Here is a 23093-nt window from a genome sequence, read left to right on the forward strand (position 1 = left end):
CTAAACATCGCATAATGTTTCAGTTTTTTTAGGCGCTCGTAAAATCATAAACTTTCAAACCGTCCCCAGTATCGGTCAATTGCCACCTCTATTCCCTCAAAGAAATCCTCACCATGAGTTTCTCGCAACGCCGCAAGGAAAAGATAAATTGCTTTACCCTCTTCATCAGTCACGTTATCAAAGCGGTCGTGAAACATGGTCAGCCGCCAGTCAAGCTGTTGTTTCCGCATTAATTCGATCCGTGCATATTTATGAAGAGACTCTACTACGGGCTCATACAGCGGCAATGTCAGATCTTCAACCAACTCGGCAACGAACAAGTAAATAGAATAGCACGATGCTAATGAATGGTACATGAAAGCAGGCAGAAAATATAGGAATGCCTGGGATGACAGCGCCCATAGATAACTCTCGATTGACCCAACATAAGATGCTGTAAGTTGAAAAGAAGGTATAGCAGAAAGGAGTTCTTCAATATTGTCAACTTCATGTGTGCTCCTCGTTACATCCGGGCTGATTATTTGGCCATGTAGTGGCCGCGGTCGCGAGGAGAAACTATCAAAAAAATGCTCACGGTATATTACCAACTGGTGACTTACGGCCGGTTCAGTTTTATTTAGGTTGGATTCGATTATCTCACTGAACATCTTCTGCTGTTCTTCGGAAAGAGGCGTTTCACTCAACCTCTCCATGAGTTCCCTCATCACTTTTTCCGCATCGAGCTTTTTATTTTTATCCATGTTCGATAGTGTTTTGATTTTGGGCTGCCAACCGATAATTATTTTCAGGTGCCTCAATTGCGCATCAAATTATTGAAAGTTTTTTTAATTTCAACTAATTGCACCATCTTGTATGCGTAATATACTTTAGTCATGAAAAAGATACTTTTTATTTTAGCCAGCGGCCTGTGCATAAACTATTCTTATGCCCAGGAAATTAAAGATGGTCACAACAGCACTATAGGGTATATTGAAAATGGCGAAGTTAAGAACGGACATAATGCCACTATCGGCCATATCAATAGCAATGGTGAAGTAAAAGACAGCCATAACACTACTATCGGTGTCATAAGGGATGGCGAATTTAAAGATGGGCACAACGCCACTATAGGTCGCGCAGATGGAAACGAATATAAAGATGGGCACAACAGTACCCTAGGTTATATTAGAGACGGAGAAGTGAAGGATGCGCACAACACCACTATTGGCTATGCAAAAGGCATTAGCGCCAACGAAGCAGCTGCATTCTTTTTCTATTACCATTTTGAATAAGCCGGACCAGATATATAGAAAATGTCCTTCATTACAAATCATCCCAGGTACTGATAGAACGTATTCGTTCACCCACACACTCGAAAATCAGATAAGAATCACTTTGGGCAAATTTTACCCTTAGAGGCAACATTTTTTCTTTCGGATATTTCTTTTTGTCTAGCAGGTAAAATTGATAGGACTCTGGAAATAACGCCGACAGACTTGAAACTTCATCGCCTATCTTAAAGCAAGCAGATTTATAGCAAACAGTATAAAGTGGATCATTGATATCAAAACCAAAGAAAGTCTTTTCAGCTTTCGAAACCTGGAACTTTGATTTTTTGTAAACAAGTTTATAGTACACCTCTCCTGTGCTATAGTCTGTATCTCTTATAATTTTATCAGGACGACCAAAATGGCTTTTCAGCGTAGTTTGCGGAGCACCCATAAAAATGTGATTTACCGATGTTCCTTTGTATGAAATACTATCCTGTGCCTGGCAATTAAGCGATAACAGGGCGATTAGCAACACGAAAAAAAATCTGCCGCCAATGTAGCCTTTGTAACACACTTTGATCCTCCCTGTTTGCTTAGTCATCATTTTCTATCTGTGTTTGTCATCATTTTTCCTATTTTTTACACTGCTTCTGCTGGGCCATCATTATGTTAATTGCCCATTTGCCGCAACAATTTCTTGAATTTTTCGTCAAAATTCTCCATTTCCATGCGTTAATTTTATTATCATTAAAGACAACATCGGCTATCATCCATGCAAGTTTATCTCACCGGTGCTGGTAGCTTTACTTACCGGTTTTTTTAAAATTCCGCTCATCAGGCAAATCAACATCAAAAATAAGTTCACTGCTTTTCATTTTTACAAATGCTAAACACCCATTAACGCATGCCTGGTCTTTATTTCCCCCGAAACTCTTCCAATAGGTAAATGAAATTTCTGGGTTTCCGTTGTCATTTCGAAATTTCCAATGTCCACGATTTTCAAATTGGCTATCATTCTTTTTATAGTAATGCAGGAAGGAAGAATCATCATACAACTCCACAAAATGAACGGTGTTGTGCTCAAACGCATTCACATATTTTCCAATTACGTTTTGACTCAGGTCTTTATGACCTTTACATGAGCTTAAGAAGACAATAGTCCCAAGCATTATTATTACTATATTTCTCATGATTTTTCAGACTACTGATAAAACAAATTTAGTATAAATCATTGATTACCTTATCGACGCAAAATCGCTCTGCCTGGCTTAGGCACCCGCTGTTCAGGAGAGAATATTTGTCGGCAAAATAAAGCTCCATATTCTTACAGACTTGAACTGGAACAAAACTTGAAAAGATCTTTTTACAATAATTGCGGCAAATTTATGCAGCCCATAATCATGGGGCCTGGTTCAAACCCGAGTGCGACTAAAAGCAGTTACAGAAATGTAGCTGCTTTTTTATTTTATGTATAACAGCACTTACAAGCCCGTTAAGCACAGTTATAAACTATTAATGATCCCCGATATTATGTTGGCTAATATTGTACATGCTGTTAAGACTACAATACATATTCCTTTCGCTGCTGCTAGGCTGCACTACATCTGCCTTTGCTCAGAATTATAACAACCCCGCAAAACGTTTTCTACATTACTACAACACACATCAGAAGGACAGCCTTGAGCTGCTACTATCAGATGATTTTACTTTCAACAGGAGCTTCGTTAAGGATAGTTTGGCAGGCAAACAAGACTTTCTTGGTTCATTCATGCGATATTATGCGGCATTCAACTCGCAGTACGAAACCCTGCATACTACATATGATACCACTACTACAACAATAATCGCGTTAGATCGTAACAACGAGGTAAAATTCCTGCAACTTACTCCTGCTTCGTGGAAGCTTACTATTCAAACTAAAGGTGACAAGGTGACTTCGTTTAGGATGGGAGCCACTGCGCATTCAGGAGCCTATTTTAATGAGCTGATCAGTAAAACAAAATTGTTTCGGAAATGGGCATCTACCAAATACGGAAACGGGATCCTCAGCAAAATAGACGGCGACGTTGCCACCTATCATCAACTCATGGAAGAATACTATGATCATCATCCGCTGGAATATCATTTTACCCCGGCTAAATCTGCCAATGGCATGCCGTGTAGCCACTTTGGCAAACTCTTACTCAAACAGAGACTTGCCCTTTATCCATTCAGCAAGGCAGCAAGCGTTGTGTTGGTTTCTTTTACAGATACCCTCCGTTATGCCGACTACGTTTCGCTTGAAAAAAGATTCCCCGATTTTGCTGCGGTAAAAGATAAAAAGAAGCTGTCTGCCGCCGATATTGACAAATTGAGTGACCTGCTATTTAATGTTGGATATGACACCAAAGAAATTTTTGTGACCGAATTATCCGCATGTCCGTCACTCAAACACGCTATTGTGTTCCTTAACGCAAAAGGTGAGCCATTTGATTACATTGGTGTATTCTGGAACTGTTATGCGCTGGAATATAATTTCAATAAGATCAGGTTACCCGAAACTTGTTATGGTAAATTAGGGTTGTTAAGGCGCTTTTTCTTAGAGCGTGGTGTAACAATGACTGGTTCGAAAGAATGGTAAGTTAAATGAATGTTAGTTCAGCCAAACTGGCCCACCAAAACAAATCACCTCGCATAACCCATTCCTAATCAATATGCATTACATTTGTCCCTATATCTAGTTAGCCGAGCAATTATGAAAAAAACTATAAACCTTTTATTATGCATAGCACTGCTTGCCACAATGGTTCAAAGTGTACATGCCCAAAACATCAACACAGTAGCTGGCACAGGTGCTGGCGGTTATTCAGGTGATGGCGGACCCGCACTAAGCGCACATATTGAGAACCCCGTAGACGTTGCCCTGGCAAGTAACCACCGCTATTACATTTGCGTAGATAATACTTGCAACATCAGGCTTGTAGATTCTTTCGGAAACATTACTACAGTAGCAGGAAGTGGTACGCCGGGCTTTAGCGGCGATGGCGGTCCCGCAACAGCGGCCCGCTTATACAACCCTACCGGAATAGCCACCGATGCTCTCGGCAATCTTTATATTGCCGATGCCAACAACCATGTTGTACGTAAAGTTTCTACTGCCGGTATCATAACCACGTTTGCAGGTACAGGCGGTGTTGCCGGGCATGCAGGCGATGGTGGTGCGGCCACAAGCGCTACTATGCGCACACCTATAGACATAACATTCGATCGTTATGGCAATATGTACATTGCCGAGGCCGATAATCACCTCATCAGGAAAATAGACGCGGCAGGTATTATATCAACTATTGCCGGTACCGGTGCCGTTGGTTTTAGCGGAGACGGCGGCGCGGCTACCGCAGCCAAATTCAACTATCCTACCGGTGTTTCTTGCGACTCTTCAGGCAATTTATATGTTGCTGATCAGAACAACAACAGGGTCAGGAAAATTACAGCTGCCGGTATCATTACTACTGTAGCTGGTACCGGAACGGCAGGTTTCAGCGGTGATGCCGGAGCCGCAACAGCGGCAATGATCAACAGGCCAACAGGGGTCGAAGTTTGTTTCAATGGCAACTTGCTCATTTCAGGATCTTACAGAGTGCGCATGGTTGATGTCGCCGGCACAATTACCACAGTAGCCGGCACTGGCAGCAGTGCGTTTAGCGGCGATGGCGGCCCCGCCACGGCTGCCGGCGTAATGGCCTATCGGATATCCGCCGATCCTGCGGGTATAGTATATGTTAGTGGACAATCACACAACAGGGTCCGCACCTTTCCTATAGGATGCCCCCTTCCCGATGTTAGTATTACAGGCCCCGATACTGTCTGCAAATGTGAAAAGATCAACCTGTCACTTAGTGGCTCTGGTGGTACATGGTCTACATCTAACAACAATGCCTTCCTGGCTATCAATGGCAGTGTCATAGGTTACAGCATAGGCTATGATACTATCTCCTACATCGCATCCAATGCTTGCGGCTCAGATACTGCCTACAAAGTAGTGTATGTATCTGCGTGCGGCACTGAGGGTGTACGAGTAAGGGTGGTAAGTACAGAAGGCAATGTGACCATTTATCCCAACCCTGCTGCAGATATACTTACTATCAGGTGCCCAACCACTATTTTCCACGTATCTGTCACCAACCTTTTAGGTCAGGAGCTGGTCGCACAAAACTATTCATCAAAAGAAGTAACCGTCAATATCAACGAGCTCCCGTCAGGCATGTATATCGTTAAGGTCAATGATATTTATGCTAATAGGGTGATAAAGGAATAAAGAACTGGCCTGTGCTTTGTCAGGAAGTTCCAGCCATAAAAGAAGGAGAGCAGTTACATTTATTTGTAACTGCTTTTTTGTTTTTTGCTCCGATCTTTGATTCCTGTATACTGCTTCACAACGTTTTTATATTTGGGAAAATTATGACTTTAGAAGAGTTGAAAATGAGAATAAAAGAATTGGGCTTGCCCGACAACTGGCTCTCAGTTAATGGGCCGGATGGCCACGGTGCAAACGTTGTCTATTATGACTACAACCGCAAGTGGCGGGTGTATCACATAGTAGACCATGGCACTCTGGTCTATGATGAAACATTTATTAAAGTGGAAGATGCGTTCGATTATGCGTTTACGAAGGCAGAATGGGATGCCAAATACAATAAGCGTTAGTTTGCTGCGATCATTTTTGTAGTTCAAATTCACGTATTAGCCCATCACCTTTTCGCCGCCTCCAATACAGCAAATGACCTTTTAAGATGCTCTCTGAATTTGGCAATATCTTTCATATCCCGCTGCTGATCGGCCAGTATGGATTTGTATTCCATGTCCTTTCGGGTCTTCTCAGGTCGTTGCATAGCCCTGGCCATGTTGGCAATAAATGCATACTGCTGCTTTATTGTAGCAATATCCCGGTTAATGCCTTTAACGAAGTTCGTTGACGCATCCAATGCAGCCACAAAGCGCCGGGAGCAATCCATCATGTCATTTGCCCACAAGCTATACGTTGTTGTCAGTGCACTGTCTGGTCTCGTCTTGTCCACAAGCCATTGCATATCGTTAAGTATCCTTTGGCAGGTAGCTACATGCTCTTCCTGTATTACTATGTTCTCTCGCGTAATGGCAATTACCGAATCATAACATTGCAGGTAGTGGTAGTGGGCACTATCTATCTCCCTATTCTTCAGTTGCTTCATGGCCTGGTAATACTTGCCCGCACCCTCATCCAGATTGTCCTGCAGGTACAGGCGATATTGAGCTTCAGCCGAGATCAAAGTCGTCGCATACTCCAGTGAACGCACCAAATTGCCCAGCTGTTCATTACCATAATTGATGTTGTATTGCAAGCGCGATAGTACAGATTCGCTGCCGGTAATATCGGCCAGTCTAGTCTTTCGCTCGTTAATGGAATCAGTGATAATGGTATACAGGCTATCATACACCCATCTGCTGGTTATATCCAGCCGTCGCCATCTGGGGCGCGGTATGGTGTCCGTATATTTTGCAACCCTTACATATTCCCTTCTGACGTCCTGGTACACAAATTGGATATGCTCCGATGCTTTCTGATATCTGGTCATCTCATTGGTCATTCTTCTTGCCGATGAGTACAGGTTGCGGAAGTAATCCATAGCGTCAGAATACTTTCGCATGTTTTTACTCTTTAGGGTATTATACTGCCCCGTTGTTAGTACCGATTGTTCATTCACCATATCCCGCGACTTTGTCATCAGGTCATAGGCTGCTGCTACCCTTGCTTTATATACAGCTACATCTGTGTTTTCCTTTATAGAGTCTATTACTGCAATTGCCTGCATGTTGTAATCAATAGCAGCCGCAAGTGCAAACCTGTTGTTGAACTTATAAATATCTGCGGCAAAAAGGGTTTGAATATCTGTATCTCCCAAACTACTCAGCCGCATCAGTTCGTCACTGTTGTCAATACTGTGGCTGATGGCATTAAATGCCCGTATAGCACTATCTCCCTGCTCAAAAACAGATATAGGCATCGCAGTGTCTGTAAACTGAAAGGGCGGATAAGCGGGCAAATGCGTATACCTGAATTCAAGAGGGTCCTGTAACAGCCATTTACGTTCATATTGCCACACAAATTTCATATTAGTCTTGCGTACCGGCCTGCCCGTTACATTATGCACCAGTTTCCGCCACCAGGTGGTATCAGGTTTTACAAACCCGGCACCCCACGTCACATCTGCCATCTGCCACTTTCCGTCTATCAGCAGTGCCGACCACATATGCCTGGGTATGTACAGCTTATCTCCTTTGTCGAATATCGCGTCTTTAGTATACCCCGAAATATTTATGGTCCGGATACCGGCTTCTGTGCACATAGCTCCAAACAATATGCTATAGCCCATACATACCGCGCTGCCTTCTTGAATAACTGTGTTAGGGTCTCGGCTGTTCTCAGCGCCCGGTAGCAATCCATATACATCATAGGCTACATGGGTAGCTATCCAGTTATATATTGCCTTAGCCTTTTCTTTATCAGAGTGTATACTGTCGCACACCTGGTGGGTTATGTACTTGTAGTCATTGTGCTGACCCGTTGACTCCTTTACCTTACCCATACTATCAGGAGCAGCACACACCGAAAGTGAAGCTGCCACAAATAGTAAGACGGTAAAAGAGAACCTGTACATAGTAATGAGGATAGTACTGCATAAAGGTAATCTATTGTCGATTATGGTGTTATATACCTGTAGAAAGCATACAGTTTCTGATGCCTCTGTCAGTGATGGAATTTGTAAAACCCGAAGAAGCCATCCAGTATTTCCAGCAGGTAGTACAGCGCCGCCATGCAGGTGCCAACTGCTATCAGTACGTTTATTTTGTACTGCCTGTGGGCCACCCGGTCGGCTTCCAGCTCCAGTTCATTTACCCTTCGCGCCTCGTTTACAATGTATCGTTCGTCCTCCAGCAGTTTACCATAGCTGCCTTGCTTTTTTAGCTCCCGGCCTCTGTCGGTGGTTAGCTCCAGGTTATTGCCATGATGGTCAGCCAGGCCATTCTCCACCAGAAACTTCGCCAGCGATTTACCAAGGTCTACATCTTTCCACAACTCCTGAAATTCAGTACTTTCTGCTATCTTTCTATATTCCTCGGCCGGCAGGTTGGCAATAAGTTTATCAAGGTCAAAATCGCCCTGCTCGGGTATGCTTTGCCGTTGTAAGAGCAGGTCTAATATTTTCACCCGCCTGTCATCAAGAGTGCCGTTTTGTATCTGTTGCTCCATGCCAGATTTCCTGTTTTCATTTTGCGGTCAAAGTCTGTACCAAGTCTTCTAACATGGCTACGATAGCCACAGGCACTGAATAAATGGCAAACATACCAGCTTCATAACTGTTTTAAAATATTGTTAACTGGCATGCTATGTTGCTATCTGTCAGGTTTTCGTAAAGATTTTATTTCATCTAACAGCTAATTAAATGTCCTGTAATTACGACACTTGTCGTACATTCAATTACGATAAGCGTCGTACACTATTTAACTGCCGGCATATGTACCCTCATAAGATCCTCTCGTTTATGCTTTTATTGCTGTTGTTCGTCTCCTCTTGCAAAGCGCAAAACAGTTCCCCTTCTGCGCTCATAGATCATAAGCGCCCTAAAATTGTAGTTCCCTCGGGTAGTGATGAGCATGGTATGTTCCGCTGCTCTATGATAGATAGAAATGGTGATTTGTGGTTCGGAACAACACTATTCGGACGGCTATATAGGTTTAATGGCAAGTCGTTTATTACTTTCTCTAAAGAAGATGGCCTTACCTGTTCTTCAATCTACAGTATTGCCGAAGACAATGCCGGCAATATATGGCTTGGCACTAATAAGGGTTTGTTTCGGGGGATAAACGGCAAATTTTCTCTGGTGTCTATCCCCGGTATTAAGGTGGGTCATGCTCCGTCTATGACCACTATTTTAGGAACTGGCAACCGCAATGCGTCAGTTCCCGATCAGGAGGCAGTCTATGCAATAGTTAGCGACAAGAAAGGAAACCTATGGTTGGGTACTGAAAATTTTGGACTGTGGAAATACGATGGTAAGTCATTCACTAATATCGTGTATATTAATAACGGCTGGAAAATTATTCCTTCAGATAGTACGCAGTACTACACAGTGCCACATAGCGGACTTATACAATTTATACTGGAAGATAAGGCAGGTAATATTTGGTTCTCTACTGCTGGCGCAGCCACCCCAAGCTTCAACTGTTTCGATGGTATATCTATTAGAGAGGTCAAGGTGGCTAATTTATCAAGTGTACATATTTTTTACATGATCCAGGACACGGCTGGAAATCTATGGCTCGCAACAAGAGACAACGGTGTATATCGCTACAACGGCCATACATTTATCAACTTTAATGAAAAGGATGGCCTGCTGGATAATACAAGTTGTCTGTTACAGGATAAGAGCGGTAGTATATGGATTGGTAGTGTGGGCAAAATGAAAGATAATGGAGGACTCGTTACCCGCTACAATGGGAAAGCCTTCACCCCATTTCCCCTCAATACTTTAAGCAACACCGGAATATGGACAATGATAGAAGATAGGAGCGGCAACATCTGGATAGGCACTAAAGAAATGGGTTTGTATCGTTACGATGGTAAATCTCTTGTGTCATTCACAGAGCACGTTGGTAGGCAATAATATTGTCTAGTATAACGATCAATAAAATTTTCCTCCCCATCAATACCTTTGATGCAACCTTTTAAAACAGCCCGTGTCTTTAATATAGAACACGCACCAATTGCTAAACGACAACTTAGACATCAACAGGATATTGCTTGATCGCTGCCGGCGCGGCGATCGCAATGCGCAGTACGAGCTCTACCAGGCTTACGTCAGGGCTATGTACAATGTGTGCCTACGTATCGTCAATAGTACTGCCGATACCGAAGATATCCTGCAGGAATCCTTTCTTGATGCTTTCAGTAAGCTGGCTACATTCCGCGGGGAGTCTTCATTTGGTGCGTGGCTGAAGATGATTGTCGTCAATAGGTCTGTAAACCATTTGCGCAAAAAGAAGTTGGTTTTACTGGAGGCAATGCCCGACAATGAGGATACTGACAATGAAAACCACCACGACTATGAAGAGGTACAATGGGAGGTGAAAAGAGTACATGAGGCAATCAATAAATTACCCGATGGTTACAGGATAGTGCTGAGCTTATACCTGCTCGAAGGGTATGATCATGCGGAAATAGGAGAGATATTAAATGTTACAGAGTCAACATCAAAATCTCAGTACAGCAGGGCAAAAAAACAATTAGTGGAACTATTAAACAGAAGGCCGTGAAAGATAAACTGGAACAATTTATTAGCGGGCATAGTGGCGATTTCGATATCAATGAGCCCTCTTACAAAGTTTGGCAGGGCATAGACAGCACCCTCAGGCGCAGGAAAAAGCAGAGAATTTTGCAGTTTGCTGCAGCAGCATGTATCGTGGCACTTGTGGCATGTGGCTTATGGTACTTCACAATGCCGGTTAAGCAATTGAAAGAAGATATTGCAGTTGTGCCGGCAGATATGAATGGCGCAATCCCCGAGGAGATCAGTAAAGCAGAAGTCTACTACACCACACTAAAAGAGAAACAGCAGAGGCAGCTAAGCTACTACTGTGCCGAATATCAGGATGTATGTCACGACTTCAGATCAGAGATAGACACACTCGATGTTTTATACCGCGAGCTCAAAACGGAATATGTCAACTCAGATAATAACGAAGCAGTATTGCGGGCAATGATCGAAAACCTGCAGGAACAGGTAAAGCTGCTGTCTTTACAACTGAAGATCATTGAAGAAACCCGTCAGAAACATAAAGAGGTAAAACATATTATTTAAACAATAAGCAACATGAAAAAGATCACCATCATTTCGGCAATTATATTGTTGGCAAACTTTGCCCATGCGCGCGGCACGCAATGGGTTACAAAAGAAAAGAAACTGCACCGCACATTTACAGTGCAGCCATCGGGGCGCCTAAGCGTTACAAATAGTTTTGGCAACATAGTCATACACACGTGGGATAAGAACGAGGTGGTCGTAGACGTAACGATGACTGTCAAGGGTAGGTCAGATGCTAAAGCCACCAACATGCTTGGTCGTATATTTATGGAAGAGAGTGGCGGTAATAACCAGACAATTACTTTCAAATCAGGAGTAGAATCAGGCTATAGCATTAGCGATGGTAATGAGATCCGTATTAACTACGTCATCAACATGCCCAGGAGAAACAGCCTCGATCTGGAAAACAAATTCGGCAACGTTGACCTGGACGACATCTTAGGTAACGTTGATCTGGCGGTTTCTTTTGGCGAACTCCATGCTCAGAATATTTCAGGATCAGCCAATGATATGGACCTTTCATTTGGATCCTCAACTATTAAAAGTATTGAAGGCGGTAAGCTGAAAGTACAGCATGGTGGTGTAACAATAGATAAGATCCAAAATATAAAGATGGACAACTCATTCAGCAAAGTGAATATTTCTTCGGCCAACAAACTAAAGATAATACACAAGTTCGGCACCTTGAAAATTGGATCTGTTGATGACATTGACGGGGTCGTAAATCACTCCGACCTGAAAATAGACCACTTGCAAAAGAGAGCCGATCTCGGCTTGAATTATAACGGATCTTCTGTTATCAGGCACATAGATGGTAGTGCCGAAAATATAAAGATCGGTGTAGGTTATAGTACGCTATCCTGCTACTTCGATCAGGATACCAATCTTGATATTGACGTCAAAACGGAATTTGGCAGCTTTAAAAACCGTGCTTCGTCAAGCTACGTTACTATGACCAATACTGATGAAAACGGCAATACCCAATACTATAAAGGCAAGGCCGGAAAAGGGAGGGGCATTATGGATATAACCGGTAACTACAGCACGGTCTTTTTTAAATAGATGCTGCATACTCCCCTCTATCCGTATTTATAATCTGAATATACGGCCACTGATCACCGCAGCGCAAGTAATCTTATTTGCCGGTGATTAGTGGCCGTCATCATTTATTAGTATAATCGGGGTTATTGAGCCCCAGGTGATCTCCTGCTAATTGAATATTTTCACCCATCGAAATGGTAGGATTTCCTTCGTTTTGTATCTGCATTCCCAATTATCACCCTCCTAAAGTTTAGGTACTATAATTAATTATACTGCAATAAGTTACGTTGGCACGATTTTCTTATGTAGATTTAGTTAATTGTCCCACTTCTGTATTACCCGACGTGGAGGCAGTTCAGTTCATTGTCATGGAAATTAAGAATCACCCTGTCCCGTTTAGTGTATTGCTCGCGGATGATGATATTGATGATTGCGCCTTTTTTAAAGAAGCGTTGGAAGAATTTCCGTTAACTACCAGTTTCACTGCCGTGCACGACGGAGAGCAATTGATGAACCTGCTCAATGCCAGCCACAGTGCATTACCACATGTTATTTTCCTCGATCTCAACATGCCCCGCAAAAATGGCTTTGAATGTTTATCAGCCATCAAGCAGCATAAACAATTAAATCATCTTCCCGTTATCATGTATTCAACATCCTTAGAGCAGGATACGGTTAACCTACTCTTCAAAAACGGTGCGCAGCATTTCATTCGCAAGCCGGCCGAGTTTTCAAAATTTACAAACATCATTCAGCAGGCACTCACCCTCATTGCTAATGATAATACAAAACAACCTCGTATAGAAAATTTTATTCTTACAGTATAACTCCTTTTACGCATCGCAAAAGGTAGGGTGGCGATAAATGTTCTAACATACAAACGGTACTAATGAAAAACGATATGTACATGCTCAAATCCGATGAGCTTATTGAAGCCAATAAAGAATTGGCTTTTCAACATGTGGAGAAAGAAAAGCGTGCCGCAGAACTGGGCATCGCCAACATAGAATTAGCCTTTCAGAATGAAGAAAAAGAGAAGCGTGCCGAAGAGCTCAGCGTAGCCAATAAAGAACTGCTATTTCAGAACGAGGAGAAAGAAAAACGTGCCGGGGAACTTATCATTGCTAATAAAGAGCTGCTTTTTCAGAATGGTGAAAAAGAGAAGCGTGCCGCAGAATTAAGCATAGCCAACAAAGAACTAATATTCCAGAATGAGGAGAAAGAGAAGCGTGCTGCAGAACTCATTATAGCCAATAAAGAACTGGCTTTCCAGAATGAAGAAAAGGAGAAGCGAGCAGCAGAACTCATCATAGCCAATAAAGAATTGGTCTTTCAAAATGAAGAGAAGGAGAAGCGTGCCGCAGAGTTGATTATTGCCAACAAAGAACTAATATTCCAGAATGAAGAGAAGGAGAAACGCGCTGCAGAGCTCATCATAGCTAATAAAGAACTGGCTTTCCAGAATGAAGAGAAAGAGAAGCGTGCCGAAGAAAAAGAAAAGCGTGCCGCAGAACTCATCATTGCCAACAAAGAGTTGGCTTTTCAAAATAGCGATAACGAAAAGCTTGCCGCAGCCCTTATCATTGCCAATGAAGAGCTTGCTTTTCAGAACCAGGAAAAAGAAAAACGCGCAGCGGAGCTCATCATCGCCAATAAGGAACTTGCTTTTCAGAATGAAGAAAAGGAGAAGAGAGCCGCAGAGCTCTTTATTGCCAATAAAGAATTGCTGGCTTTTACCTACGTCTCCAGTCACGATCTACAGGAGCCATTACGCAAAATTCAAACCTTCGTTACCATCATTCTCCAGAATGAAAGCGAGAATCTTTCGGAGAATGGAAAGTACAATTTCGGAAGGATGCAATTGGCTGCCGGCAGAATGCAGCAACTTATAGAAGACCTGCTGGCCTTTTCCCGCATCAGCACTACCGATCATAAGTTTGAACCCACCGACCTCGGTGTAATTATTGAAGAGATCAATTCCGATCTTAAGGATACTGTTCTGGAAAAGCAGGCTATCATAGAAGGCATTGATCTTTGCCCTGTCGATGTTATTCCCTTTCAGTTCCGCCAACTCATGTATAATCTCATCAGCAATGCGCTCAAATTCTCTCGTACAGGTATTCCGGCTCACATTGTCATTACCAGCAACATTATTAAGGGTGGTGACTTACCCAATAGCAAGCTATCTGCCGAAAAGCCCTATTGCCACATTAAGGTCAAAGACAACGGTATAGGCTTTGAACCTGAATTCAGCGAGCGTATATTTGAGGTGTTTCAGAAATTGCATAGTAAAGAAGTATACGCGGGTACGGGCATAGGGCTGGCCATTGTCAAGAAGATAGTCGAAAATCACAACGGCACTATTACTGCCAAAGGTGAGTTGAACAAAGGCGCAACATTCGATATTTATATCCCGGTCCATTAAGATCATACAGCCGAATCGCAATACAACCATAATCACATAAATTAATTAAACACAATTACATACAGTGAACAAGAACGCACCTATTCTCATAATTGAGGATGACATAGATGACCAGAAATTTTTACAGGAGATTTTCATAAAGTTGAATTATTTGAATGAACTCGTTTTTTTAAATGATGGTGAAGAAGCTATTGAGTACCTCATGCAGATGAAAAAAGTCCCTTTCCTCATCATATCCGATCTCAATATGCCTAAGATCAATGGTATAGAATTAAGGGCCAGAGTAAAAGAGAACCAGGCAATCAATATAAAGTGTGTACCCTATATTTTGTTCTCTACAACGGTAGCTAAAAACTACATTGATGATGCCTACACTATGGGTATACAGGGTTATTTCAAAAAGCCCATTGACCCCGTTGAACTGATGGCTATATTGAAAACTATAATTGAATATTGGAAATTCAGCTATGCTCCCGGCATGTATATGTAATAGTACTTGCTGTGGCAAAGGTGTAGGCACAAATAGGCACATGGCATCATTTTTAATGCAATTCTGGTAATCAAAACACCAGACTCATGAAATCAATTATTCGATCCACCAGCCATAGACTATTCCTGTTGTGTGCATTTCTGCTTACCACCGGTTATAGTATAGCCCAGGAAGCTGGCAGCGCTGCACAAAGCAGCTCTACCCATTCATCAACAACCGTCACAGGCACTGATCCTGCCGCATGGTATATGAACCCGATAGTATGGGTGGTAGGTGCAGTAATACTATTGCTCATCATTATTATGGCAGCAAAGAGCGGCAAAGGAAATGTATCTAACAGAGAGGTTTCCAGAACCACTACCACCACCACTACAGTAAAGGAAGATTAACTATTATTCGGGAAATACACTGTATTCTTCGTGCCAATATTGCAAAAGAAAGAGCCTCGGAATTTATTCCGAGGCTCTTTCTTTTGTCATGCCTTTTATCTCTGTGTTGTTTGTTTCACTTTTTTACTTACTTCTTAAACGAAAAATAAATTACCTGCACTTATTATTTTAACTACTATAATTTTTGGTACTTTGTATGCATTAGTGGATTTGCTTCTCCCTGATATTTTGATTGTCTTAAAACCGCAGTATGAAAACCACCCACCATTCTGGCGAACAAAAAGCGCTCTTCGAGTCTATAATAAATTATTCCGATGATGCAATTATCAGCAAAAGCTTAGATGGTCTGATAAACAGCTGGAATAGAGCTGCCGAAATGTTGTTTGGTTATACATACGAGGAGGTTATCGGGCAACATATTTCTATGATTATTCCGCCCGAAAGAATCAGTGAAGAACAGTTGATTATTACAAAGATAAAAGCAGGAGAAAATGTAAAACACTTTGAGACAGAGCGCCTTCGTAAAAATGGTTCCCGGGTACATATTTCCCTCACAGTGTCACCAATTAAGAACGATGATGGTGTAATAATCGGTGCGTCTAAAATAGCGCTACAGGCGCTTTTGCACAACGTCAACCAATTAGCTCGAGTGGGCGGCTGGGAAATCGATTTTGTAAGCGGTGCTGTATATTGGTCTTCAATAACAAAAGAAATTCACGAAGTACCTGTCGACTATCAGCCCGATGGTATTAGTGCAATTTTGTTTTATGCAGTCGGTGTTGATAGAGACTTGATCTCTCAGAAAATTTCCCAGACAATAGAATCAGGCATACAGTTCGATATAGAAATTCCGATCATTACCGCCAAAGGCAATAAGAAATGGGTTAGAGTAGTAGGTGACCGTAAATCTGAAGAAGGTGTCTATACAGGTGTATATGGCAGCTTTCAGGATATCGATGCAAGAAAGAATGCCCAGGTTGCGGCCGATAAAATCCTGAATGAAAGAAATACCATACTCGAAAGTATTGGTGATGCATTCTTCGCGGTGGAGAGGAACTGGGTAGTCACTTATTGGAATAATGTTGCAGAGAAAATATTAGGCACTCCCAAAGAAAATATTGTTGGTTATGGTTTATGGGATGTTTTTGCTGATAGCAGAGGTTCAAAGTCATACATCAACTATACCAAAGCCCTGGATACCAACATGCCCGTGCATTTTGAGGAATATTATAAACCACTTGATACCTGGTATGAGATAAGTGCTTATCCCTCGCCTGATGGGTTGTCTGTTTATTTTAAAGATATCAACGATAGAAAAAATGCTGAGATAAAATTGAAGTTGTTTAATGACCATTTAAGCCGGCAAAAGAAGGAATTGGAGATATCGAATGCTGAGCTGGAACAATTTGCCTATGTCGCTTCGCATGATTTGCAAGAACCGCTTAGGATGGTTACCAGCTTTCTTGTGCAGCTTGAAAAGAAATATAGCGATGTCATAGATGAGGCAGGAAAGAGGTACATCTACTTTGCTGTTGATGGTGCTAAAAGAATGAGGCAAATAATTCTGGATCTCCTCGAATTTTCAAGGGTCGGCAGACATGAAGATAAAGCAGAAGACATAGATATGGAGGGTTTGGTAAAAGACATCTGCGTGCTTTACAAAAAACAGGTAGATGAAACTGCTGCTTTTATCACTACATACAATTTACCTGTCTTGCATTGCGCCAGGTCTCCAATGCGCCAGGTATTACAAAACCTGATTGGCAATGGGCTCAAATATTTCAGACCACCTTTCCCGCCTTCCATCACAATATCTGCAACCGATGTAGGGGCTTTCTGGCAATTCTCAGTTGCCGACAATGGTATAGGTATCAGCGAAGAGTATTTTGATAAGATCTTTATCATTTTTCAACGACTACATCAAAAAGAAGAATATAGCGGCACAGGAATGGGATTGGCTATAGCTAAGAAAATTGTTGAAAATTTAGGAGGTAATATCTGGGTTACTTCACAAGAGGGGGTAGGTAGTACATTTTACTTCACCATTTTAAAAAAATAAGCGTATGAAGCCAATACATATTTTACTTGTGGAGGATAATGAAGGCGATATTGTCTTGACAACCGAAGCGCTGCAGGAAAGCAAAATAATAAATAGGATCTCTGTAGTAAGAGACGGAAAAGCTGCAATAAATTATTTCGACGATCTCAGAGATACTTCCCAATGGCCTGATTTGGTATTGCTCGATGTCAATCTCCCTAAAAAAAATGGGCATGAGGTATTACAGTTCATTAAAACCAGTGAACATTATAAGCGTATCCCGGTTATCATGCTCACAACGTCTTCTGCCGAACGAGACATAATATCGTCTTACAACAGCTATGCCAATTGTTTTATCACTAAGCCCATAGACGTTGCTGAATTTATGGCTGCGGTAGCTAAAATAGAAGACTTCTGGATTAATATTGTTTCAATTCCAACCCCGTCAATATGAAAGAAAATTTCAGTAGTTGCAATGTATTAGTTGTAGAAGATAATCCCGGCGACTTCGTTCTGATCGAAGAATATCTTCGGGCTCATTTTGCCACTCCTGTCATCTTAGGTGCGCAAAGCTATAAAAACGCTACTAAGATTTTGAGTGAAAGGGCTGATCAGATAGAGGTTATTCTGCTCGATCTCACATTGCCCGATAAAACAGGTATACCACTGATCACCGACATGCTGAGCCTTAGTACTGGTATCCCCCATTATTGTACTCACAGGTTATGCCGATTTTGATTTTAGTGTTAAAACAATGTCGCTGGGCATTGCTGATTATCTGCTTAAAGATGAATTGACTTCACTTTCCCTATACAAGAGTATTGTTTACAGTTCTGAACGGGTAGCAGCTGCAGTTGACTTACGTTTGTCCGAGAAACGATACAACGATCTCTTTGATCTTAGTCCGCTACCAATGTGGGTAGTAGATCTTAAGACACTCGAATTTTTGGACATCAATGCGGCTACCGTAAAAAATTATGGTTATAGTCGGGAAGAATTTCTTTCTATGTCTTTAAGAGATATTCGTGAACCCGGCGATATACCACAATTGGAAGCTGATATAGAAGAGGTTAATAGAGCAGCTGGTGTTAGGGCAAACAATGTTGTTACGCATAAAATAAAGGATGGTACATTGATAAGCGTAGAGATACAGATTTCATTTATTCAGTTTAAGGGTAGGCATGCTACAATTGTTATTGCAAGGGATGTTACTGACAATGTCAACAATCTCAAATCCATCCAATTGCAAAATGAAAAGTTAAAGGAGATTGCCTGGTTGCAATCGCATGTCGTGCGTGCGCCATTGGCCAGGTTAATGGGATTAGTTTAGATTGCTGCTGATATGAATCCGCAGGAAATTGTGAAGGAGGATATTCTATCGTGTATTCTTTCTTCGGCTGGTGAAGTAGATGCGATCATACGTGATATTAGTAGTAAAACAAATACTGTTAGTTAATTGACACAATATCGTAAGGGAAGAGATAGCTGGAAAGGAATAGCAATGAATGCTTATCTACGTTTACACGTACCACATAAAACGTTGTATATAACAGACAAAAGTTGGGATGTCAGTTTGTATCATGAGGATGTCAAATTCCAAATGATACTTGTGAATTACCGTTAAAGTATCCTTCACTCGTGAACAAAAATTAGGATATTGACGTATCTTACACCTTTACTAATGCAGTTTCACGGGATTTCGTATCTCATCGCGATTGGTTAGTGCGTTAGAATTAAAAAAATCGTTTATTTTGCCTTATTTTAGGCCGTTTTTGAAGTAACAATAATAGTTAAATGTCAACACCAAAATTTGCTCATTCCTCAGTATCGGTTCATGCAGAACTGAAAAAGCGCGTTCACGATTACTTTCATAATCAGGATATAAAGCCCACAGGTAGTTCTAATCTATATCTTAAAGCCATAATACTTGTTGCGGGTCAGATACTTGTGTATACACACCTCGTATTCTTTACCCCTGTAGCCTGGATGGCTATTCTTGAGTGTATGGTTTTGGGCCTTTTCACATCAGGCATTGGGTTTAATGTCATGCACGATGGGGCTCACGGTAGCTTCAGCAAGTATAAAGGTGTGAACAGAATGGCTGCACTTTCGCTCGATATGTTGGGCGCCAGCAGCGTTATGTGGAACAACAAACACAATATCATCCACCATACTTATACCAACATCGATGGTATAGATGATGATATTGAAGCAAAACCATTTTTGCGTTTAGCACCCACTCAAAAACATTATAAGCTGCACAAGTATCAGCATATTTATTTCTGGGTCTTATATGGCTTCTTATACCTCTTCTGGGTATTCTTTACCGACTATAAGAAATATTTCAGCGGTATGGTAGGCAGTGTGGCCCTGAAAAAGTTAAAAAAGACCGACCACCTGTTTTTCTGGGGTTTTAAAGCGCTTCATGTGGCTACTTATGTGGTGTTGCCTATTATTCTCTGTGGTTTTATGCCATGGCTTGTGGGCTTCCTTGTTTATACCTTCACCAGCGGCGTTATTTTGAGCATAGTATTCCAATTGGCACATACAGTAGAAGAAGCATCTTTTCCCGAAGCGGCACAGTCAACCAATAAGATGGAAGACGAGTGGGCCGTACATCAGCTGAGAACCACTGCCAACTTTGCTACCGGCAATAAGATCATCACCTGGTTTGTTGGCGGACTTAACTTCCAGGTAGAGCATCACCTCTTCCCCAAGATCTCTCATGCGCATTACCCGCAGATCAGCAAGATCATTAAGAATACCTGTATAGAAATGGGCGTACCTTACCTTGAGCATCCTAAGATGACCACTGCAATAGCCTCGCACATATCGCATCTTAAGAAAATGGGCCAGAGATAATCTCAGCCACTAATAATAAAATGACAATAGTTAAGTCCATGTAGTTGCCCTGCGCAACAACATGGACTTAATTGTTTTAAGGAAGCCATGCCGAAGGTGTCGAATGTCTGGTTGGGCAAACTACCCTTAACTTAATGAAACAGCCCCGAAGTGGCGAAACATAACAGCCGGGGTTGAAGCCCTCGGTTAAATAGGGCATCAACCACATAGCCACGAAGGGGCGAAACAACCTTCATAGTAGACTCTGCTAGTCCGCGTTTGTAACGCGGATGCTCAGATACGGCGTTAGTAATGTCCGTCATAAAATGTCATTGCGCCGTTAGGTGCAAAAGGTTTGTAGCAAAGAACATCCTCCTTCAACACGCGAGCCGTAGGTTCGCGCCCAATCGAATCATAGACGTTTTGAATCCAAATTGGTAGTAGTCACGATTTGATGACTTACCTTAATGAAACAGCCCCGAAGCGGCGAAACATAACAGCCGAGGGTGAAGCCCTCGGTCAAATAGAGCACGATACACAAAGCCCTGTATGGGCGTAACAACCATCATAGTAAACCCAATATGCCCTACTCGTCCGCGTTTGTAACGCGGATGCTCACGCACGGCGTTTGTAACACCCGTCACAAAATGTCATTGCGCCGTTAGGTGCAAAAGGTTTGCCTCTCGCACACCTATATTCAATTTATTGGTGGAGCAATCTGCCTTTAGGCTTCCTCACACACATAATCCACACTACACCACATAAAAAAAGCTGCTCTTGTTAGAGCAGCTTTTTTAAAATGATAATAAACTATAAATATTAGTTACGTGTTACGTTAACTGCATTTAAACCTTTTTGACCATTTTCTACCTCGTAGCTTACGCTGTCGTTCTCACGGATCTCGTCAGTAAGACCTGATACGTGAACGAAAATGTCCGGACCACCTGTTGATGGTGAAATGAATCCGAAACCTTTGGTAGTGTTGAAAAACTTTACTGTACCTTGTTGCATTTGAAAACCTTTAAATAATTAATAAAGCACAAAGGTACACTAAAAAATAATATAAAAAATTAATATTTTTTGTTTCCTGAAAAATACTTTTTATCCCGGTACAATTAGTCCACCTTGGTATACATTCATCACCTGGTAATACCTCAAAAACAAATAATAAAATAAAATACTTTCCGCCATGGGCTTGTGTTCTGGAAAAGATATCCACATTTTTTGGCTATGTGGTCTTGTCGCAATTAATTTTACACCACTAAAAACACCTCATCATGACCGCTACACTTAGTCCCGACATTATCACTGCCATCGCGCAGAAACTCTCTAACCAGATCCTTGCTTTTCAGTCAGCCATAGAGACCCGCCCTGAAGGCCAGCAATTCCCTACGCCACAGGAAGCTAACCAGCAACACAAACTGATCACCTGCCTGCTACGGCTTATTAAACAGCCTATAAAAGCCCGTAAAGAACACCTTCACCAGCCGGGAGATGTGGAAGCACTAGCCTCATGGGCCAAAGCCCCTGAAAAAATATTGACGTCTCCGGAAGGAACTGAAAGTGATTCATTACAAACTACCAGACAACAGGTTCAGAAAAATACCTGCACAGCCGTTACTCAGCGCGATTTTGAGCAATACGGACATCAATTAGGCAAGGGTATTTTTGCAAATCTCACGGACAAAACAACCATCAAATTCAATGGCCGATATGTCAACGCCCGTTGGTTGGAATACAACCTCTATCAATATTGCCTGCCCTTAGAACAACGCTATTTTATAGAAGATGCCCGTGATGTCATTGCTTATGTTGCCGCCTCAGATATGCGCGAAAAAGTAAAAGAATTTTTTGTACTTAAGGCAGCCCGGAATATTGCAGCTTAGGCAGATCTCCGGATTAAACGAGGGCGGAACCAGAAAGTTCATCGGTTTTATCCTTCCTGCTCAATGTGAAAAGCGGCGTACATAGAGGACGCAATGTCATCCTGAGGTTGTCGAAGGATTGCGTCTCCAGAGAAGTTGTTTTCGGAGACAAAGCCATACTGGTCCTTTATTTGCAAAAATAAAACGCGCCTGCTGTCAGTGCTTCGACCCCTCATTTTTGGATAGGGCAGGGCGCGGCGCTGCAGAATTGCTCATTTCATCAACCTTATCACCTTCACAAACCTGTTCATATACCTATCGTTAATGCGGGTGATAATAACAGATTGCTCAATACCTGATGACGAATGAATAAAACTGATACCCGATGTGTCGTTAGAAACGATCAACCCTATATGCCCTACTGATCTTACTTTACTATTGGTACCGGTAAATAGTATAAGGTCACCAGGCTGTGTTTTTTCAAGTACTACCTCAGTGCCCACATTGGTAAAATCAACCGATGATCGCGGCACCTCAATATTAAAGTGATGGAACACATAATTGATGAAACCTGAGCAGTCAAAACCTGTTGATGGCGCGGAACATGCGTAGTTATAAGGCGTGCCTATTAATGTCTGTGCAAACGCCACAACCTTCTGCGGCAGGGTAGAGTCAACATGCTGCACTATAACTGTATCAGTAATAGGGGCTGGTTTAACCGGCACCGGGCGTGGCTCACAAGACAATAACACTACTGCTAGTATGGAGAGATAATATCGCATACATAACACACTAGAAAAATCAGTCCAGTAAAATGGCAATGTGTGGCAACTTTTAAAATAATAAAAAATGGACATTCGTTTCGCACTGTTC

Annotated in this window: 25 protein-coding genes; 18 read left to right on the forward strand and 7 right to left on the reverse strand. The window is 42.0% G+C overall.

What is annotated here, in order from left to right:
* Positions 1 to 44: 44 nt before the first annotated feature.
* The gene (locus tag CJD36_RS12155; RefSeq protein ID WP_133162621.1) at positions 45 to 740 is read right to left on the reverse strand and encodes a hypothetical protein; all 696 of its coding nucleotides are present in this window, start codon (positions 738 to 740) and stop codon (positions 45 to 47) included.
* A gap of 132 nt (positions 741 to 872) precedes the next feature.
* Between CJD36_RS12155 and CJD36_RS12160 the strand changes: the two genes are divergently transcribed.
* Positions 873 to 1271, forward strand: a complete 399-nt coding sequence (locus CJD36_RS12160; RefSeq protein ID WP_105039446.1) for a 5-fold beta-flower protein — start codon at positions 873 to 875, stop codon at positions 1269 to 1271.
* A 31-nt stretch (positions 1272 to 1302) separates the two neighbouring features.
* Here the strand turns inward: CJD36_RS12160 and CJD36_RS12165 are convergent, their stop codons facing one another.
* Together CJD36_RS12165 and CJD36_RS12170 are read right to left on the reverse strand one after the other, a co-directional pair.
* The gene (locus CJD36_RS12165; RefSeq protein WP_133162622.1) at positions 1303 to 1701 is read right to left on the reverse strand and encodes a hypothetical protein; all 399 of its coding nucleotides are present in this window, start codon (positions 1699 to 1701) and stop codon (positions 1303 to 1305) included.
* Positions 1702 to 2053: 352 nt separating this feature from the next.
* Positions 2054 to 2440, reverse strand: coding sequence for a hypothetical protein (locus CJD36_RS12170; RefSeq protein ID WP_105039448.1), 387 nt, complete (start codon positions 2438 to 2440; stop codon positions 2054 to 2056).
* Between the two features lie 359 nt (positions 2441 to 2799).
* Here CJD36_RS12170 and CJD36_RS12175 point away from each other — a divergent pair, with 359 nt between their 5' ends.
* The 3 genes from CJD36_RS12175 (at position 2800) to CJD36_RS12185 (ending at position 5936) form a co-directional block, all read left to right on the forward strand.
* Complete coding sequence (locus tag CJD36_RS12175) at positions 2800 to 3870, forward strand: hypothetical protein (protein ID WP_105039449.1); 1071 nt, start codon at positions 2800 to 2802, stop codon at positions 3868 to 3870.
* Between the two features lie 114 nt (positions 3871 to 3984).
* On the forward strand, positions 3985 to 5547 hold the full coding sequence (locus CJD36_RS12180) for an NHL domain-containing protein (RefSeq protein ID WP_105039450.1): 1563 nt from the start codon (positions 3985 to 3987) through the stop codon (positions 5545 to 5547).
* 143 nt (positions 5548 to 5690) lie between these two features.
* Positions 5691 to 5936, forward strand: coding sequence for a hypothetical protein (locus CJD36_RS12185; RefSeq protein ID WP_105039451.1), 246 nt, complete (start codon positions 5691 to 5693; stop codon positions 5934 to 5936).
* A 44-nt stretch (positions 5937 to 5980) separates the two neighbouring features.
* Here CJD36_RS12185 and CJD36_RS12190 read toward each other — a convergent pair whose 3' ends face one another.
* Positions 5981 to 7927, reverse strand: coding sequence for a transglutaminase domain-containing protein (locus CJD36_RS12190; RefSeq protein ID WP_105039452.1), 1947 nt, complete (start codon positions 7925 to 7927; stop codon positions 5981 to 5983).
* Positions 7928 to 8016: 89 nt separating this feature from the next.
* A complete protein-coding gene (locus CJD36_RS12195) occupies positions 8017 to 8520 on the reverse strand; it encodes a hypothetical protein (RefSeq protein ID WP_105039453.1) in 504 nt (167 codons plus the stop codon).
* A 265-nt stretch (positions 8521 to 8785) separates the two neighbouring features.
* Here CJD36_RS12195 and CJD36_RS12200 point away from each other — a divergent pair, with 265 nt between their 5' ends.
* The 13 genes from CJD36_RS12200 to CJD36_RS12260 all read left to right on the forward strand — a co-directional run bounded on the left by CJD36_RS12200 (position 8786) and on the right by CJD36_RS12260 (position 20376).
* Entirely contained in the window at positions 8786 to 9934 is a 1149-nt protein-coding gene (locus tag CJD36_RS12200) for a ligand-binding sensor domain-containing protein (RefSeq protein ID WP_161499294.1), read from the forward strand.
* Between the two features lie 100 nt (positions 9935 to 10034).
* Positions 10035 to 10583 carry an RNA polymerase sigma factor gene (locus CJD36_RS12205; protein WP_240609343.1) on the forward strand — a complete coding sequence of 183 codons (549 nt, stop codon included), beginning with the start codon at positions 10035 to 10037 and terminating at the stop codon, positions 10581 to 10583.
* Complete coding sequence (locus CJD36_RS12210; protein ID WP_105039455.1) at positions 10580 to 11128, forward strand: hypothetical protein; 549 nt, start codon at positions 10580 to 10582, stop codon at positions 11126 to 11128. The genes CJD36_RS12205 and CJD36_RS12210 overlap by 4 nt, the downstream gene beginning before the upstream one ends.
* 12 nt (positions 11129 to 11140) lie before the next feature.
* A complete protein-coding gene (locus CJD36_RS12215) occupies positions 11141 to 12193 on the forward strand; it encodes a hypothetical protein (protein WP_105039456.1) in 1053 nt (350 codons plus the stop codon).
* 347 nt (positions 12194 to 12540) lie between these two features.
* Positions 12541 to 12999 carry a response regulator gene (locus CJD36_RS12220; protein WP_105039457.1) on the forward strand — a complete coding sequence of 153 codons (459 nt, stop codon included), beginning with the start codon at positions 12541 to 12543 and terminating at the stop codon, positions 12997 to 12999.
* 62 nt (positions 13000 to 13061) lie between these two features.
* Entirely contained in the window at positions 13062 to 14597 is a 1536-nt protein-coding gene (locus tag CJD36_RS12225; RefSeq protein ID WP_205685602.1) for a sensor histidine kinase, read from the forward strand.
* A gap of 64 nt (positions 14598 to 14661) precedes the next feature.
* Positions 14662 to 15087 (forward strand): response regulator, encoded by a 426-nt coding sequence (locus CJD36_RS12230; protein ID WP_105039458.1) that lies wholly within the window; start codon positions 14662 to 14664, stop codon positions 15085 to 15087.
* Positions 15088 to 15173: 86 nt separating this feature from the next.
* The gene (locus CJD36_RS12235; RefSeq protein ID WP_133162623.1) at positions 15174 to 15476 is read left to right on the forward strand and encodes a hypothetical protein; all 303 of its coding nucleotides are present in this window, start codon (positions 15174 to 15176) and stop codon (positions 15474 to 15476) included.
* Between the two features lie 250 nt (positions 15477 to 15726).
* Entirely contained in the window at positions 15727 to 17535 is a 1809-nt protein-coding gene (locus CJD36_RS12240) for a PAS domain S-box protein (RefSeq protein ID WP_105039460.1), read from the forward strand.
* Between the two features lie 4 nt (positions 17536 to 17539).
* On the forward strand, positions 17540 to 17968 hold the full coding sequence (locus CJD36_RS12245; protein ID WP_105039461.1) for a response regulator: 429 nt from the start codon (positions 17540 to 17542) through the stop codon (positions 17966 to 17968).
* A complete protein-coding gene (locus tag CJD36_RS12250) occupies positions 17965 to 18252 on the forward strand; it encodes a response regulator (protein WP_105039462.1) in 288 nt (95 codons plus the stop codon). Before CJD36_RS12245 ends, CJD36_RS12250 begins: the two co-directional genes overlap by 4 nt.
* Before the next feature lie 16 nt (positions 18253 to 18268).
* Positions 18269 to 18844 (forward strand): PAS domain S-box protein, encoded by a 576-nt coding sequence (locus CJD36_RS12255; RefSeq protein ID WP_105039463.1) that lies wholly within the window; start codon positions 18269 to 18271, stop codon positions 18842 to 18844.
* Positions 18845 to 19308: 464 nt separating this feature from the next.
* Positions 19309 to 20376, forward strand: coding sequence for a fatty acid desaturase family protein (locus tag CJD36_RS12260; protein ID WP_105039464.1), 1068 nt, complete (start codon positions 19309 to 19311; stop codon positions 20374 to 20376).
* 798 nt (positions 20377 to 21174) lie between these two features.
* Here CJD36_RS12260 and CJD36_RS12265 read toward each other — a convergent pair.
* Complete coding sequence (locus tag CJD36_RS12265; RefSeq protein ID WP_105039465.1) at positions 21175 to 21366, reverse strand: cold-shock protein; 192 nt, start codon at positions 21364 to 21366, stop codon at positions 21175 to 21177.
* A gap of 266 nt (positions 21367 to 21632) precedes the next feature.
* Here CJD36_RS12265 and CJD36_RS12270 point away from each other — a divergent pair, with 266 nt between their 5' ends.
* Positions 21633 to 22241: a hypothetical protein gene (locus CJD36_RS12270; RefSeq protein WP_105039466.1), complete on the forward strand. Its 609-nt coding sequence runs from the start codon at positions 21633 to 21635 to the stop codon at positions 22239 to 22241.
* A gap of 251 nt (positions 22242 to 22492) precedes the next feature.
* On the opposite strand, the gene CJD36_RS12275 is transcribed toward CJD36_RS12270, so the two are convergent.
* Complete coding sequence (locus tag CJD36_RS12275; RefSeq protein ID WP_161499295.1) at positions 22493 to 23002, reverse strand: C40 family peptidase; 510 nt, start codon at positions 23000 to 23002, stop codon at positions 22493 to 22495.
* Between the last annotated feature and the right edge of the window lie 91 nt (positions 23003 to 23093).

The sequence above is a fragment of the Flavipsychrobacter stenotrophus genome (assembly GCF_002954265.1).
GTDB classification, from domain to species: domain Bacteria; phylum Bacteroidota; class Bacteroidia; order Chitinophagales; family Chitinophagaceae; genus Flavipsychrobacter; species Flavipsychrobacter stenotrophus.